19 protein-coding genes and 2 pseudogenes are annotated in these 14,357 nt (G+C 49.7%); 9 read left to right on the top strand and 12 right to left on the bottom strand.

Annotated elements, in window-relative coordinates; all coding sequences use genetic code 11:
* The first annotated feature begins 118 nt into the window (after window positions 1–118).
* Entirely contained in the window at window positions 119–1,393 is a 1,275-nt protein-coding gene (locus EYB31_RS16215; RefSeq protein ID WP_240762489.1) for a nucleoside recognition domain-containing protein, read from the top strand.
* Between the two features lie 171 nt (window positions 1,394–1,564).
* On the opposite strand, the gene coaD is transcribed toward EYB31_RS16215, so the two are convergent.
* The 7 genes and pseudogenes from coaD to EYB31_RS16185 form a co-directional block, all read right to left on the bottom strand.
* A complete protein-coding gene (coaD, locus tag EYB31_RS16210) occupies window positions 1,565–2,038 on the bottom strand; it encodes a pantetheine-phosphate adenylyltransferase (RefSeq protein ID WP_131014623.1) in 474 nt (157 codons plus the stop codon).
* A gap of 39 nt (window positions 2,039–2,077) precedes the next feature.
* On the bottom strand, window positions 2,078–2,644 hold the full coding sequence (gene rsmD, locus EYB31_RS16205) for a 16S rRNA (guanine(966)-N(2))-methyltransferase RsmD (RefSeq protein ID WP_131014400.1): 567 nt from the start codon (window positions 2,642–2,644) through the stop codon (window positions 2,078–2,080).
* Between the two features lie 527 nt (window positions 2,645–3,171).
* Window positions 3,172–4,533 (bottom strand): hypothetical protein, encoded by a 1,362-nt coding sequence (locus EYB31_RS16200; RefSeq protein WP_131014399.1) that lies wholly within the window; start codon window positions 4,531–4,533, stop codon window positions 3,172–3,174.
* Between the two features lie 137 nt (window positions 4,534–4,670).
* Window positions 4,671–5,121, bottom strand: a pseudogene (locus EYB31_RS16195) (DUF5131 family protein).
* Window positions 5,122–5,153: 32 nt separating this feature from the next.
* Window positions 5,154–5,303, bottom strand: coding sequence for a hypothetical protein (locus EYB31_RS40920; RefSeq protein WP_240762487.1), 150 nt, complete (start codon window positions 5,301–5,303; stop codon window positions 5,154–5,156).
* Between the two features lie 32 nt (window positions 5,304–5,335).
* Window positions 5,336–5,572 (bottom strand): annotated as a pseudogene (locus EYB31_RS41540) (glucosaminidase domain-containing protein); the annotation flags it as partial.
* A gap of 142 nt (window positions 5,573–5,714) precedes the next feature.
* Window positions 5,715–6,125: a hypothetical protein gene (locus tag EYB31_RS16185; RefSeq protein ID WP_131014398.1), complete on the bottom strand. Its 411-nt coding sequence runs from the start codon at window positions 6,123–6,125 to the stop codon at window positions 5,715–5,717.
* Between the two features lie 395 nt (window positions 6,126–6,520).
* On the opposite strand from EYB31_RS16185, the gene sda reads away from it, so the two are divergent.
* Window positions 6,521–6,706 carry a sporulation histidine kinase inhibitor Sda gene (gene sda, locus EYB31_RS16180; protein WP_240762485.1) on the top strand — a complete coding sequence of 62 codons (186 nt, stop codon included), beginning with the start codon at window positions 6,521–6,523 and terminating at the stop codon, window positions 6,704–6,706.
* Window positions 6,707–6,756: 50 nt separating this feature from the next.
* Here the strand turns inward: sda and EYB31_RS40245 are convergent, their stop codons facing one another.
* Window positions 6,757–6,933: a hypothetical protein gene (locus EYB31_RS40245; RefSeq protein WP_165452448.1), complete on the bottom strand. Its 177-nt coding sequence runs from the start codon at window positions 6,931–6,933 to the stop codon at window positions 6,757–6,759.
* Between the two features lie 252 nt (window positions 6,934–7,185).
* Here EYB31_RS40245 and EYB31_RS16175 point away from each other — a divergent pair, with 252 nt between their 5' ends.
* The 3 genes from EYB31_RS16175 to EYB31_RS16165 all read left to right on the top strand — a co-directional run bounded on the left by EYB31_RS16175 (window position 7,186) and on the right by EYB31_RS16165 (window position 8,890).
* Window positions 7,186–7,416 (top strand): hypothetical protein, encoded by a 231-nt coding sequence (locus tag EYB31_RS16175; RefSeq protein WP_131014397.1) that lies wholly within the window; start codon window positions 7,186–7,188, stop codon window positions 7,414–7,416.
* A 118-nt stretch (window positions 7,417–7,534) separates the two neighbouring features.
* A complete protein-coding gene (locus EYB31_RS16170) occupies window positions 7,535–8,122 on the top strand; it encodes a hypothetical protein (protein ID WP_131014396.1) in 588 nt (195 codons plus the stop codon).
* Window positions 8,123–8,332: 210 nt separating this feature from the next.
* Complete coding sequence (locus EYB31_RS16165) at window positions 8,333–8,890, top strand: DJ-1/PfpI family protein (protein ID WP_131014395.1); 558 nt, start codon at window positions 8,333–8,335, stop codon at window positions 8,888–8,890.
* A 298-nt stretch (window positions 8,891–9,188) separates the two neighbouring features.
* Here EYB31_RS16165 and EYB31_RS16160 read toward each other — a convergent pair whose 3' ends face one another.
* The 4 genes from EYB31_RS16160 to EYB31_RS16145 form a co-directional block, all read right to left on the bottom strand.
* Window positions 9,189–9,515 (bottom strand): DUF6054 family protein, encoded by a 327-nt coding sequence (locus EYB31_RS16160; protein ID WP_131014394.1) that lies wholly within the window; start codon window positions 9,513–9,515, stop codon window positions 9,189–9,191.
* 107 nt (window positions 9,516–9,622) lie between these two features.
* On the bottom strand, window positions 9,623–10,057 hold the full coding sequence (locus EYB31_RS16155; RefSeq protein ID WP_131014393.1) for a DUF350 domain-containing protein: 435 nt from the start codon (window positions 10,055–10,057) through the stop codon (window positions 9,623–9,625).
* A gap of 14 nt (window positions 10,058–10,071) precedes the next feature.
* Window positions 10,072–11,331 (bottom strand): glutathionylspermidine synthase family protein, encoded by a 1,260-nt coding sequence (locus EYB31_RS16150; RefSeq protein ID WP_131014392.1) that lies wholly within the window; start codon window positions 11,329–11,331, stop codon window positions 10,072–10,074.
* Window positions 11,328–11,783 carry a hypothetical protein gene (locus EYB31_RS16145; RefSeq protein WP_131014391.1) on the bottom strand — a complete coding sequence of 152 codons (456 nt, stop codon included), beginning with the start codon at window positions 11,781–11,783 and terminating at the stop codon, window positions 11,328–11,330. The genes EYB31_RS16150 and EYB31_RS16145 overlap by 4 nt, the downstream gene beginning before the upstream one ends.
* Window positions 11,784–12,029: 246 nt before the next feature.
* Here EYB31_RS16145 and EYB31_RS16140 point away from each other — a divergent pair, with 246 nt between their 5' ends.
* Genes EYB31_RS16140 through EYB31_RS16125 form a run of 4 tightly spaced genes read left to right on the top strand, consistent with a single transcriptional unit; the run spans window position 12,030 to window position 14,234 of the window.
* Window positions 12,030–12,236: a hypothetical protein gene (locus EYB31_RS16140; protein ID WP_131014390.1), complete on the top strand. Its 207-nt coding sequence runs from the start codon at window positions 12,030–12,032 to the stop codon at window positions 12,234–12,236.
* On the top strand, window positions 12,233–12,610 hold the full coding sequence (locus tag EYB31_RS16135) for a YhjD family protein (protein ID WP_131014389.1): 378 nt from the start codon (window positions 12,233–12,235) through the stop codon (window positions 12,608–12,610). Before EYB31_RS16140 ends, EYB31_RS16135 begins: the two co-directional genes overlap by 4 nt.
* A 2-nt stretch (window positions 12,611–12,612) precedes the next feature.
* Window positions 12,613–13,881 carry a DNA polymerase IV gene (locus tag EYB31_RS16130; protein WP_131014388.1) on the top strand — a complete coding sequence of 423 codons (1,269 nt, stop codon included), beginning with the start codon at window positions 12,613–12,615 and terminating at the stop codon, window positions 13,879–13,881.
* Window positions 13,881–14,234: a YolD-like family protein gene (locus EYB31_RS16125; RefSeq protein WP_131014387.1), complete on the top strand. Its 354-nt coding sequence runs from the start codon at window positions 13,881–13,883 to the stop codon at window positions 14,232–14,234. The genes EYB31_RS16130 and EYB31_RS16125 overlap by 1 nt, the downstream gene beginning before the upstream one ends.
* Window positions 14,235–14,357: the final 123 nt, after the last annotated feature.

Raw genomic sequence — 14,357 nt, 5'->3', positions numbered from 1 at the left:
CTCCCTTTTGAGCAAAAACATAACCTGCAGTTTATTTGTATGCGGCGGAAGGCTTGGTCTAAACAGCTGTTTCCATGCGTAAACATGTACCATTCGGCTATATATTGGAGTGATTACCGTGAATCAGCGTAAGGCGGCCTCCGCCACCGTGTTGATGGGACTAATGGCTTTGCTGCTCGTAGTATGCATCATATTGTTTCCCGATAAAGCGTTTCATGCCTCGCTGCAGGGGCTTCATCTCTGGTGGAAGCTCGTCTTTCCCGCGCTGCTGCCCTTTTTCATTCTAACCGAAATGATGACCGGCATGGGTGTAATCCACGGTCTCGGCAAGCTGCTGGAACCGGCCATGCGGCGGCTGCTAAAGCTGCCCGGAGCCGGGGGCTGGTCGCTGGCCATAGGCTGGATCGCAGGTTTCCCGGCCGGGGCGGCCGCCGTCCGCACACTCAGCGGCAGCAAGCTGGTCAAGCCGCATGAAGCCGACCGCCTGCTTTCGTTGTCCCATACGTGCAGCCCGGTGTTCCTTGTAGCCGTCGTAGGTGTCGGATTTTTCCAAAATGCTCGCCTCGGCCTGATGCTGGCCGTCATTCATTACGGCTCGGCCCTGCTGCTGGCGGCTGTCGCTTCCCGCTTCAAGGACAAGCAAGAACAAGCCGAAACCGCTCTCGATACCCGCTCCAGCTGGCTGGAGCATCCCGATCCGCAAGCTTCGCTGCCCGCCCGCGCCGCTTACGCGATGCAGATGGCCCACCAGGAAGACGGCCGCACGTTCGGCAAAATTCTCGGCGACTCCGTCATTTCGTCGGTTAACAATTTGATGGCGATCGGCGGCTATATCATGATGTTTTCCGTGCTTCTAGGCGTAATTGGCTTAAGCGGCGCCGTCGATTGGCTGAGTCAAGCCGCCGGTTCGTTGGGGCTGCCGGTGCAGGAAGTGCACAAGTGGCTGATGCTGATCCTGCCCGCCTTGACGGAAGTGCACCTCGGCACGTTTGCGATCAGCCAGACGGACTTGCCGTCTCCGGTGTGGCAGGCTTCCGTCTTAAGCGCCGCCTTAGCCTGGGGCGGGCTGTCGGTTCACCTGCAGGTGCGAAGCCTGACCATCGACGCGAAAATTCGCTTTCCCCATTTTGTAAAAATGCGCGGGCTTCACGCGGCGCTTGCTTTTGTCAGCACCTGGGCGTTATGGACACCGCTGGAGCGCTGGCTGGATGGCGCCGAGCCCAGCTTCTTGTCGGGCGCGGCCCGGACGGCAGACCACGCGGGCGGCGTCTTGAAGAGCGGGCTGTGGTTTTTTGTCAGCCCGATGATGCTTCAATTCGGCATGCTGCTGCTGGCCTTTCTTGTGTTTTCCATCATCGTTTCGTTTATATGGAAAAACCGGCGCCAGCCGTAAAGGCTGCGCCTTACCTTGTTCAAGCCGCGTGCCGTGCTGCCTGCCGCACCGGTGAAACGGGAATCGGGGCATGCGGACCGGGCAATTCCTTGCCGCACCGCCCCAGGGCCGACTGTTCGCAGCCTCTTCGCTGAGCGCCGCCCGTTCGCATACCGGCATTTCACGAGCCGGTTATGTATACTTTTGCAGCAGCGCCTGCTCCACCGCATGCGGCACCAAATCGCCCACCGGCCCGTGAAACTTGGCGATTTCCTTCACAATGCTGGAGCTCAAGAACGAATATTCCGGCGCCGTCATCATAAACATCGTTTCAATTTCATCATCCAGCTTGCTGTTTGTGGATGCGAGCTGCATCTCCCATTCAAAATCGGATATCGCCCTCAAGCCCCTGACAATCAGCCGGGCGTTTTTTTGCCTGACATAATTAATCGTGAGGTCCCGGAACGTATCGATCTCCACATTGGGCAGATCCTTCGTCACCTCGGCAAGCAGCGCCTGCCGTTCTTCAAGCGAAAACAGCGGGCTTTTGCTCGTGTTGTTAAGCACCGCCACAATCAGTTTGTCGAATACTTGGGCCGAGCGCCGGATAATGTCCAAATGTCCGTTTGTTACGGGGTCAAAGCTGCCGGGATATACGGCAATCATCGGTTGTCTGCTGCTGGTCACGCCGCCTCATCTCCTTGTTCATTCTGTTTCCGGACCGGAATTTTTGTAAATGGTGACAGCCGTATCACCGTATTCCGCTCTGCGGACCGGTGTAAATCGGCCGATGGGCATCTCATGCTTGTCCTCCGCATCGTGTTCCATAACGATTACGGCATGCTCGGAGAGCAGCTGTTCCTCCAGCATCGTCTCGACCAGTTCCCGCAATAGTTTGAGCCGGTACGGAGGATCGAGAAACACCAGGTCGAGCTGCACGCCGCGTTTGGCCAGCACCTTCAGCGCCTTCCCGGCATCGTTGCGGTATATTTCCGCTTGCTCCGCAAAGCCGGCGGTACGCACATTGTCGCGGATCACGTCGATGCTTTTTTTATCGATGTCGGTAAATATCGCCTTCTCCATGCCGCGGCTTAACGCCTCAATGCCAAGCCCCCCTGTGCCTGCAAATAAATCCAACACGATGCCTCCGTCAAAATAAGGGCCGATCATGCTGAATATCGCTTCTTTCACTTTATCCGTTGTTGGTCTTGTGCCTTGACCGGGAACCGCCTTCAGACTTCTTCCCCTGGCTGTGCCGGATATGACTCTCACGCGTTTTTCCACCCTTTTGCTTCTTGCGGTAATGTTGAGACAATACTGCTATCGTACCATACCCTCGTTCATTTTCACAAAAAATTTGGCCGCCGATGTATATTTTACCTGTTACGTGTGCAACATGGTAGTATCGACATAGAACATGTCGTAGACAACCGCGGAGAAGACTTACGTTCCCCATAAGCTCTTCGTCCGGTTTCTCCTCTCCCATGAAGGGGCCCAGCAATGGGCCCCGAATACTTTCTGTTATGCAGAGCCGCGCAAACCTTATGGTTGCGCGATTTTTTTGTTCTTAATTAAGGTCCTCAAAACACTTCCTATCCAGCCATTATTCCGAGTTGTTGACGAATTGTTGACGAAGATGGTCCGCCATTAGCCAAAATAAGCGCAAACCAATGAAATTTACATTGGTTTGCGCTTATTAGTTTCTAGCTAACAGCGATTCTAACTTCCACAACTTTTCCGATAATTTTTACATCACCCATCAAATAATATTCCTTATTTTTGTTGGGATTTGATGGTTTTTATTGTACCGAAGGAGTATACACGTTTACTTCATAAGAAACGATTTTATCAAAGATCACATAGTCTTTTCTACTTTTGAACGGTCCCTTGTTGTTATCATGCTTATCGATCCCAAAGGACGCAGTACCTGTTCCGGCAGCTTTGCCTTCGTACCAGCTGATAAATGCATTAACTTCGGTCATGGAGAGGTCGAATTCTTTTTCTACTCCGTTGGTGAGTTGTATCACAAGTAATGCTCGACCTGTATTAGGTGCTGTAGGTGCAGTAGGTGTTGCAGACGCTTCGTTAGAGTTTCCGCTCTCGCCGGCTGAATTTATAGCTGTGACAATATAGTAATATGTTGTACCATTTACAACGCTAGTATCGACAAAAGAGGCGCCATATACATTTGACGTAATCGTTGTGTATGGTCCGCCCGGAGTTGTCGATCGCTTCACCTTGTAGCCAGTTGCTCCAACTACAGCATCCCATGTTAGAGTTACCTTTGTATCTCCGCCGCTAGCTGCCAGATTAAGCGGCGCTGCCGGAATTGTTACTCCAACCTTAGGTGTTGCTGATGCTTCATTCGAACTTCCGCCTTCGCCATTTGAATTTACAGCAGTTACGATATAATAATAAGTGTTTCCATTAGTGACCGATGTATCGATGAAATTTACACTTTCTATGTTTGAAGCGATCGTGGTATATGGCCCATTTTGAGTTGCCGAACGTTTAATATTGTAGCTAGTTGCATCGGACACAACTGACCAATTTAGTTGAACATTTGCATTACCTCCACTTGCTGTTAGGTTTGTTGAAATACCGATATTTGGGTTAATCAAGTAACCTGACTCGTCGATATCGATTGCATCAATAACCAAATAAAGTTGAGTTCTATTTATTATCTTCACACTATGCTTACCGTTTGGTAGATCTATGGCCTCATAGTTTAAAATTTGCCTTGTTTGGACTGAACCATTCCTTTGCGAGATATTTTGGACAAATTCGTCATCAATATAAACATCAATACTCGTTGAAGTAGTTGTCCAATACTCTCCAATCAATCGAATCTTTGTACCAACAAATTCAAAAGATGCGAAAGAACCAATTGCAGCAGGTACATTATAAGTAGTAGCTTTCAGTGCTCCTTTATAGGCCCCGCTAATTGTTTGATCCGTCCAACTGCCCGTATAAACTATGGCAGGGTCTTTATCATCGTACCTTTTCCAACCTTCCTCTGGTGACGTTAATTGTTGCCCAACTGTTGCCGCAAAAGCTGAAGATACGGGTAATAAAACCAGCAATGTCATGGCAAAAGCTAATAAATAACAAATTTTCTTCAATAAAATCTCTCCCTTTATCTTATATATTTTCAAAACCATTGAATATATTACAAATTAAAACATGATCTGTCCAAGTTAAATTTACCATATTATGTAATAATAGTATTTTGAATGAGTAAATTTGTCGAAAATGGAAAAGTCCCCGCCAACCTGAGCTGGCGGGGACTCTAAAACACTTAGGTGAGAAGCAGTTCTTCTTTTACATATTCCTTACGATCATCAGGGAATTCGTCCCAGGTACGACCTTCAAGAATTCTTCCGGTACGATGTTTTTGTACGCCACCCCACTGTTTGAAGAAAAAAGCTACGTTTTGTTCTAAACACATGTCCCTGATATACCTAACCCATTGTTCTTCCATAGATCTTGCCCCATACCCAGACTCCACCCACGATTACCCAATGTATCCCGCTCAGATCCAGGTTATTTATTGGCCCAATTAAAGGCTCTATTGATAAAAACCGCACTTTTGCAGGTACTTGACGTAAATCGTTAATCCGAGAAACGACCCTTTGATTCTCAACGCTAACCCCTTTCCAAATATTTTCTGGCCAAGGTAGTTTTTCAGAAAGTTCAAGAAGTCGATCTGAACGTTTCGTTAAGATCTGAAAGGTGTGCCAATGAGCCATTGCCATTGTTCTAAATACCTTTTGAATAAAATTTAAAGGAATTTCTTTTTTTCTTGTTGGTTAGCAACTTCCCACGACGGCTTGAGGTAAGTATTAATCAGCGTCTGAGCGACGCCCTGGTCAAGCTTCGGCACATCCTCATCCTCCACGACCGCAAAGGCAGCGCGATCATATTGAGCCAAGCTGTATTGTTCAATGATACTGATAAGCTCGCGGCATAGTTTCGATCCGTCGCATAGCCAGCAGTTTGAAGCGCCCGAGTTGCCCCGGCGTAATCAAGGTACTTGCAGCAATTCAGGAATCCCGCCGCTGCGTAGCGCCCATTTGAGAGCAAAAAATTGCTGTGATTGATTAAGCTGTCATATACCCTGAAGCCGTCCGTCACTGTGACAAAATGGCCGTTAACGTACTCCTGCTTGGCAAACTCTTGTCCGGATCCCTTGATGCCGAAAAGGTTGTTGCCGGGGGCAGAAGCCCCTCAATCGCTTTCCAGCGCAGCCTGGGCAATCGTGTGATCGATGCCAGAATGCCGGCACGTTGCTGCTCCGCCATGGACATCGGTGCAAAGAATATTTGATTTCCTTATTATTTTTTTAGCTTAATCCCATTTCAACCTTCTGTTTAAGTTTTCCATCTTGGAAGGTTAATACAGCGTTTCCACTTTCTTTACCTGGATAAATATATGTTTTTGAAATGGACATAGCATCATTCGGGATAACTTCTCCATTGTCTCCAAGGATTTCTTTCACTTGGAAGTAGGTCATTCCATATTGAATACTATCAAACTGAGTCTTCGTAATTCCATATCTGTCTTCTTTTAGAGGTTCATATAATGATACGCCTTGTTCGTACGAGTTAGGTTCAGACGGGCTCAAAGCAGGTGTTGTTGAAGCCCTCATATTCATTCCAACGATTCCGATTACAATCGCTAATATTAAAACTAGCAGAACCATTAATATCTGACTAACACGAAACTTTTTGTCTAGTATGCTGCTCCCCTTCATACGAACTACCCTTTCCTTAAACCAAAAATTATTTAATTTTATTGTAAAATAGTTCGAAGTTATTTTTTATTATAAAAGGGTACCAATATAACCAATCCTCACCAGGTAAGCCAACAGAATAACGCCCGTACGGAGTACGGCGACAGCCGCGCAGCGCCACAACACGTGTTTGGAATTCGAGTTCGTTGGAAAATTCGCTACAGATAAAAAAATGGCTGAACAGCACGTACCCCTGCTCAACCATTTTTCTTTTTAAATCGTTAGATGTCTTCGATTGCATATTTAGCTTCTTAACACAATCCAACAAAACAAACCAAAAACTAACACTTCACTTAAAACAATCCTAATAATTGGGAGCTACAATGAAATCAATTCATTAAACAGGAGTGAGAACGATGATGCATGATTCTGCAGATATGAAAGATTTAAGCGACAGTCTCCTAGTAGCAACTTTACATAAAGCGGTCGACCTTGAATTAGAAGATGAGTTTATCCAATTGCTGCTCGATAATATTAGAGAGCGTGAGAACATTACGATTTTCGACATCCTGGAAGCGGGCAACACAGAGGTAATCTCCTGAAAAATTCCCCATTCCGATATTGGGCAAGTCTTATACCCTTGAGCGGCACCCTAGCGGCCTTTTTTCTTATTGCGAAGGGTGCCTTTGATTTTCCCCGTTTCCTCGTCCACGGCGATAATGTACAAATCCTTAAACGTCCCGTTTAACACGAACAGTTCTTTGGCCGCTTGTTCCTTCGTCAGCGGACCGATGAGCTTGCGCCCGTTGTAACAAATGTAATAATGCATCCATAGCTCCCGGACACAGTGTCCCCGACACCGGGTCAAGTAGAAATAGTGAAGGATCGGCAAAAAACAAAAAGCCGCTTGTTCGCAGCCCCTGCTCCTGATTTATGGGCAGCCGCCGGATCCTTCCGAGCACCCGCCGATTCGATCATATCCCTGCTGATGCATGCGGGAGCCTCTATTCCTATTAAATATGAACATAACCTTCCTTTCAAACATATGCTGGATAAACGGAAGTGAGGGAGGCTTAAGACGATGTCAGTCCTATCGATGCATCAAAAGGCAAAGCAGTACCATGGCCGAATGGTAAAAATCCACACCAAAAACGGCAATGTCTATGTAGGCAAAATTATGAAGGTGGATGCTAAGAGGGTCCACTTGCAGGTAAGCAGCGTACGCAGCGGCAAAAAAGTGCATACATCCTTTTTTCCGTTTATATTGCCCTTAGTGTTATTTGACCTGCTTGCAATCGCTCTGCTGGTGTGATTGTTTGTCCCGGCATCATAACGAACTGCGACGCGCGTAAACCTTCGGTTTATGCGTTTTTTTTACGGATGCTGCACATAATAAACGTATTAGTCAAATCCTTCTAAAGGAGCACACCATGATCAGCAACCGCGAAATCAAAGACGAAATCGAGCAATTAAGCGAGCAAAATCAAGCCTTAAGCCAGGAACTGCAGCAAATCAAAGAGCTATTGAGCCGCGGCGGCGGGCAGCAGCAAAGCCAAGATCAAGGCAATAACCAGGATGTGGGGCAAGGGCAACAAGGAAAACAGGCTCAAGGCCAGGACCAGCAAAAACAAGGCGCTCAAAAGCAAGATAGTCAAAATCAAGATAGCCAAAAGCAAGATAGCCAAAAGCAAAAGCAAGGCCAACAAGGGCAACAAGGACAAGATCAGCAACAAGGGCAAGATCAGCAGCAAAGCGGCGGTCAGCGGCAAGCAGGTCCAGGGATCGCCTGTATGGCCGACGATTTTAAGCAGTTGAAAGACATGGTGGATCAGTTGGAGACAAACATGCAGGATTTCATTTCCAAAAACGCTTCCGGTAAAAACAACGCGGTCACCCAAGAAGATGTCGTCAATTTAATACTCAGCGTGATGAACGGAATGATTGATTGGACCATGGAGTTGATGTCGAAGCAAAACGGCGGTTCTTCCGGCGGTAATGCCTCCGGCCAAGTGCACTGACTCCCCCCTGCTCAATAACCCTTCGCTTCTGCGGGAAAGGGTTATTGAGCTTGCTTGATTTTCGCGGAACTCTACTATTTCTCCATCTAGCAGTGCGGAACTGCGAGAATGCCCAAATTCTAAAATACGCTTTACAAATTTTGTATACTGTACGAAAATTGAAATATGGACAGCCTGTCCGTCCAAAAATTTTGTATAGGAGTGATTTCATTGTCCAAGAAAATACTTTTAATTACCGGCGATGCAGTAGAAGCACTGGAAGTTTATTATCCTTATTACCGGGTTTTAGAAGAAGGTTATGAAGCCGTCATTGCATCACCTAAGAAAAAAGTGCTGCGGACAGTGATTCACGATTTCGAGGGCTGGGATACGTACACCGAAAAACCCGGCTACCAGCTTGAATCGCACGTCTCCTTCGAAGAAGTCGATCCTTTCCAGTTTGACGGCTTGATTATTCCCGGGGGACGAGCTCCGGAGTACATCCGCTTGGATCCCAAAGTACAGAGCATTGTAGGGCACTTTCTGGAAACGGGAAAACCTGTCGGCGCGATTTGCCATGCCGTGCTGGTGCTTGGCGCATTAAAAAACAGTACATATTTTGAAGGCCGCACGATGACCGCTTACACGGCCTGCCGTCCCGACGTGGAGAATCTCGGAGCGACGTACGCATCCGAAACGCTGCATGTAGACGGCAATATCGTCTCCGGCCACGCCTGGCCGGACCTGCCGGGATTTATGCGGGAGTTTCTGCGCCTGATCCGTAATTAACACGCCAAAAAGCCGCGGGCATAGTACCGAGGCCACTGAAAAAGTGAACGCTGCATGAGCGAATCATACTTCCGATCGCCAATTGTCCCCGAATTTCTTGAATGTACCTGCTTGCGGCAGGTGAAATTCGGGGACAAAAGCGAACGCTGGCGCTTCTCCAGCATGATTTCGCTCACTTAAGCTGCTTTTTCAGTGGCCTTCATAATACCCTGCGGCTTTTTTTGGCTGTCGGTTCATTCGGCGTCGCTTCGCTGCCGCTCATTCAACGCTCCATGCGAAGCGGTGCCCACAGATACGGCTATAAGATGTACCGCTGCAAAATATTTTCCACAGACGACACAAAATTATCGGACGCGCCCCAATCGAAATTAAAAATAAGTCCTTCCGAGCTGCCCGTCGCAATCGCTCTTACGCTGGTAACCCCTTTAAAATTGTCGGCGATAACGACCAGCGCCGCGCGGTTTTTGGTGCGGAAATAATACTTTTCATATACTTGCGTACCGGTAAACAAACCATCTCCAAGTTCGTGGTATTCCTCATGCACAAGATCCGCGTTCTGGTTGTCTCTGATCAAATCCAAAGCTTCATAAGGCATCAAATTAACGTTAAAATTTACTTTGCTCATCTTCTTCCCTCCCGACGTCATATGTAATATGACGCTGAAAAGGAAATCATTGTTGCAGCCCCGGCGCCTAAATATGTTACCGGGGCCGTTTAGCGGCTGGATGGCGGTTAATAGCTGATTAGCGACGCCATCAAAATCCCTGTCGTCAAGCTCAAAAAGAATGAAAACATGCCGACGGAGACATTGCCTCGCGGAATCTCCTCGACCACCTTAAACGGCGTAATCCATTCAAATAAATAAAACACGATAACTTGAAAGGCAATGCCAAGCAAGCCCCACACCACCAAGTCCAGCAGCCCCACGGAATGGTATACGGCAGAAGCGAGCACCAGCGCCTGTCCGATCATTTTACCGCCCAAATCGTATACCGTCGCCTTAGCCGCCGCCACCTTCTGCTTGTCCTCGACCTCGGAACCCGCCCGTATCAGCTTCAGCTCGCTATATGGCGTCGTCCATATGAAAAAGACGATACCCAGTCCAATTAAAGGCAGCGTTATAACCGCGTACAATAAAAAATTAACGATATTTCCCCACTCCATCATCGTTTCCATCCCCTTCAGTCTGCAGCCCCTACCGGCACATAATACGACATATTGTTTGTAATTCGGCCGCCCATTCTGGCAATGACCGCGGACGGCTCCCCGCCTATGTAAAAACAGCCCCACAGCAGCTTACCCCGGCGAAGACCGTCCAGCGTCTCCATTTCAATATCGGGAAGCTCCGTATATTGCTGGAAAACGGCAGGCTGATCCCAATACAGCGGTTCGGCATCCTTCTCGGCAAGATCGCCGCCGGGATCATAAATCGCCACACCTCCGCCCTCGCGGCCGAAAATCGGCTTCTGCACATAAGCCTGTCCGGCCAAAGGCCGCCTGTCAAGATACGTCGGCAGCATGTAAGCTTCAATCGCTTCCTGCTCCTCCGGATCGTAAAATTCGCCGGATTCATGCAAACTCCATATGAGCGCCTGCAGCGCTTTCGTTTGCGCGACAAAACCGGACGGCGGGTTAATGACGGCCAGACGTCGTCTGGCGATTAGATCCAGCACATGGGCTCCTGTCGGGTAGCCGTCCTCGTCGCATTCTTCAGCCAGCTTCTCCAGCGCGTGCAGCCGATACAACACGTCAACCGGCTGCAGTTGTCCATCCGCTCCGGGAGCCTTCAGCAGGTCGTCCTGCACGCGCAGCTCGGAGAGCGGCACAAACGTACCGGCAAGACCCGATTGGCGAAGCAGATAACGCGTAGTGCCGGCATCCTCTTCATGCCAATCCAGCGAGCTGAAGACGATGCGTCCGGTCGCCCGGCCTTCATCGCGGTAAGCGTCCACAATTCGCTCGAACGCGCCGCGGAACATCGCTTCCATTCCCCGGTTCGGATCTTCCGCCCCATAATACGAACAGATTCGGGAGTTGGCGTAAAATGCTTCCACGATCCCCGTTGGCGTATCGCTGTTAAACTCCAGCATTTTGACGCCTTGCCGGGTAACGGCAAAATCGAACCGGCCGATCACGGTCGGTTGAACCCGCTCCACGCTGATTCTGCATGCGCCAAGCGCTTGATGCGGGATGCCAAGCTCAAGCAGCAGCGTATCGTCCGCTTGCTGAATGACGCCCACCGTCTTCGCGATCACCGCTCCCAGCGAAGCCGCCGCCTGCCGGATCTCTCTCAGCGCCCCTGCGTCTGCCCGGTGCAATCCGGCCAGCGCATATTCCTCGCCGTACATCATGTCCCACGTAAACGTCCCTTCCTCACGCATGGACCCGTATAACCGTTCTCTTACCGCCTGGTATTCCGGCCGCTGCCGCTGCGGACTCATGCCTGCTCCGCGGGCGCTGCATAAATCACATACACCGCGCGGTCCTCGTCAATTTCGGCAGACGTCTTGTACCATTCCGTATTTTCTTCATACAAATAGTCGGAGAGCAGATACAACAGCGCCGTCTTATTGTCCGCAAACGTGTATTCGCATACTAATGGATAGTTGTCGGCGTCTTCTTTATACTCCCTGAGTTCTACGCAAATGCCGGCGCCCGCCGCTTCCTCCGCTGCCCAATCGGGCACGGTCCGTTCCTCCGCATCTTCTTGCACATATACAACAAAGCAGTCCGCCTCAACCGCGACCGATGTCTTTCCATACACTTTGTCGTCCTTGACGAAATAGTGGCAGGCAAAGCGCATCGCAATTTCCTCTTCCGAGATGTCTTCGTAATAATAAAGCATAGGAAACTCGCCGGTTTCTTCGTACAACCGATATTCCAAACGGGCCATCGCTCCTTTGCCCCTCCTTTTCAAAATTTACTGTAAAGTAATACGCAGCTGGATGAAAAAGGATGCGGAGCCCCTATTAATTTCCTTGTCCCTGGCAGCGGCTGCGCCTATCCAAGGAGCGCAAACGGCGGCGGTTCAAACAAGCGGAGCCTCCGGACAAATGTATATAAATTCCACTTGCATAAGCAGCATGTCTCGGGTATATAATAAAAACAGGAACATAAGTTCGTATTCGAGGTGGTTTATATGCACGCCGTGCTGCAAAAATACGTGAATCGCACAGCGGAAATCATCTATATCGATCGGCAGGGCCGGTTTTCCAAGCGGCTGATTGAGCTTCGCTCTCTTACCCGAGAACACGCCGTCGCCTACTGTTATGAGCGGAAGGCGCTGCGCTTGTTCAAAATCAGCAGCATCCTCGCCATTTTGCCTAAAGGCAGGTCGGCTGTATGAACCGGGCGCCGCTGCTTACGCAGGAAGAGCTCCGGTTTGTGAAGGCGGCCGTGATTCTGCCCATCATGCTTGACGTGCTGGAGCAGGATATTCATAGGCTCGGCCGGGTCAAACTGCGGCTCGATATGCTGTTTATCAAAGGTCTTGCCCGGGCGCAAGACACTGTTTACCTGGAATTGACGGAACTGAAAGCGGAGCTGAGGAAGCGGGGCATCAAAATATATGAAGAAACCCGCGAAGCGGACGGCGTCTGCGCCAAATTCAAGTGCCGCGGCTATGAGCACAGGCTCCTGCTGCTGTGGGACAGAGTGCGTACGGAAATTTTAAATAAAGGCAGCGAATATTTGAATATTCCACTCACGGAAGGTGAATAACGATGAATTCTGGCCAACAACGAGTCGTTTTTTTGGCCGACTGCCAAAGCTTTTACGCTTCCGTAGAGAAAGCCGCACATCCGGAATATAAGAACAAGCCGCTGGTGGTCGCAGGCAATCCGGAGGAGCGCCGCGGAATCATTCTTGCCGCCTGTCCCATAGCCAAGAATTATGGCGTCACTACCGCCGAAACGCTAAAGGAAGCGCTGGCCAAATGTCCCGAACTGATCATCATCAAGCCGCGAATGCAGAAATATATCGACGTTTCCGGACAAATTACCGCGATTCTGGAGATGTACACCGACCTGGTGGAGCCCTATTCCATCGATGAGCAGTTCGCCGACTTGACCGGGAGCATCCGCCTGTTCGGCAGTCCACGGCAGATCGCCAAGGCGATTCAAGACAAAGTAAGGAACGACACCGGCGTGTACACCCGCATCGGCATCGGCGAGAACAAAGTGATCGCCAAAATGGCCTGTGACAATTATGCCAAGAAAGACGATTCGGGTTTATGCGAGATATTACGCGCGGATATGCCGAAAACGTTGTGGGAGCTGCCAATCCAGAAGATGTTTATGGTAGGTTCCCGAATGACGGCTCATTTTAACCGGATGAATCTGTATACGATCGGCGATCTGGCGCAGCTTCCATTAAACGAGCTCAAAATCATGATGCGTAAGCGGCTGGGCAGACAAAGCGACATTCATGCGGAGGTTTTATGGAAAATTGCCAATGGGGCGGACGATGCGCCGGTCGATCCGTTCACTCACGGCAAAGTGCAGAAGGCGATCGGCCACCAAATGACGCTGCCGGTCGATTTTCACACATTCGAGCAGATTAAGGTGCCGCTGCTTGAATTGTCCGAGCTTGTATGCCGGCGCTCCCGGCTGAAGAGCCAGATGGGCTGGGTTGTTTCCGCCGGAGCGCAAGGGGCCGATTTTGACCGCCCGGCCGGGTTCTACCGTCAGATGAAGTTGGCAGATCCTACGGACATCACCCAATATGTGTACAAAACCGCATGCGCTATTTTCCAGAAGCATTGGGACGGCTTCCCGGTACGCAAAATCGGCTTGGCGCTGTCCTCGCTGGTTCCGTCCGATACGTACCAGCTGACGTTGTTTGACGATAGCGAGAAGCTGCGCAGCGTAGAGCGGGTGACCGATGCGATCAGGAATAAATACGGGGACACGGCGATTATGCGGGCCTCCTCGACCTCCGAGGCCGGGCAGGCCCGAAGAAGAAGCCAAATGATCGGAGGCCATTGGAAATAATGAGCAAAAAGCTGCAAGGCAACGGAATGTGGGAAAGCAGCCGTATGATGCTGCCGGAACATCGGGAGCAAATTATCCGGCACAAACAAGAGATGAACTTACAGCCAAAACCTTTGCTGGATGAACAAAAACTGGATGAACTTTCCCGGCAGTTGTTCGCAGCCGTTGCAGTTAAGCTGGAAGTGACCGTTACGGTATTTGATCGATACGGTAACCAGACCGTCAAAGGCCGGATCGAAAAAGTCGATCCTCTTTTGAAACGGGCCAAAATTTCAAATCAACATAGCGGCGCATGGATTGAACTGATCGATATCCTCCATATTGCGAGCGCTGAGAGTCCGGCTGATATGTAACCGCAAGCTGGCGGCAACATTTTTACCGGTTGTAACATAACAACATCCCGTCACTCCTTAAAGTGATCGGGATGTTGCTGCGCTTCCTGGGGATGATCGGTCGAGAAGGTCACGATAAACGCT

The sequence above is a fragment of the Paenibacillus thalictri genome, assembly GCF_004307995.1.
Taxonomy (GTDB): domain Bacteria; phylum Bacillota; class Bacilli; order Paenibacillales; family NBRC-103111; genus Paenibacillus_AF; species Paenibacillus_AF thalictri.
Note: the sequence above shows the minus strand (reverse complement) of the source record. Positions and strands in the feature narration are given on the sequence as shown.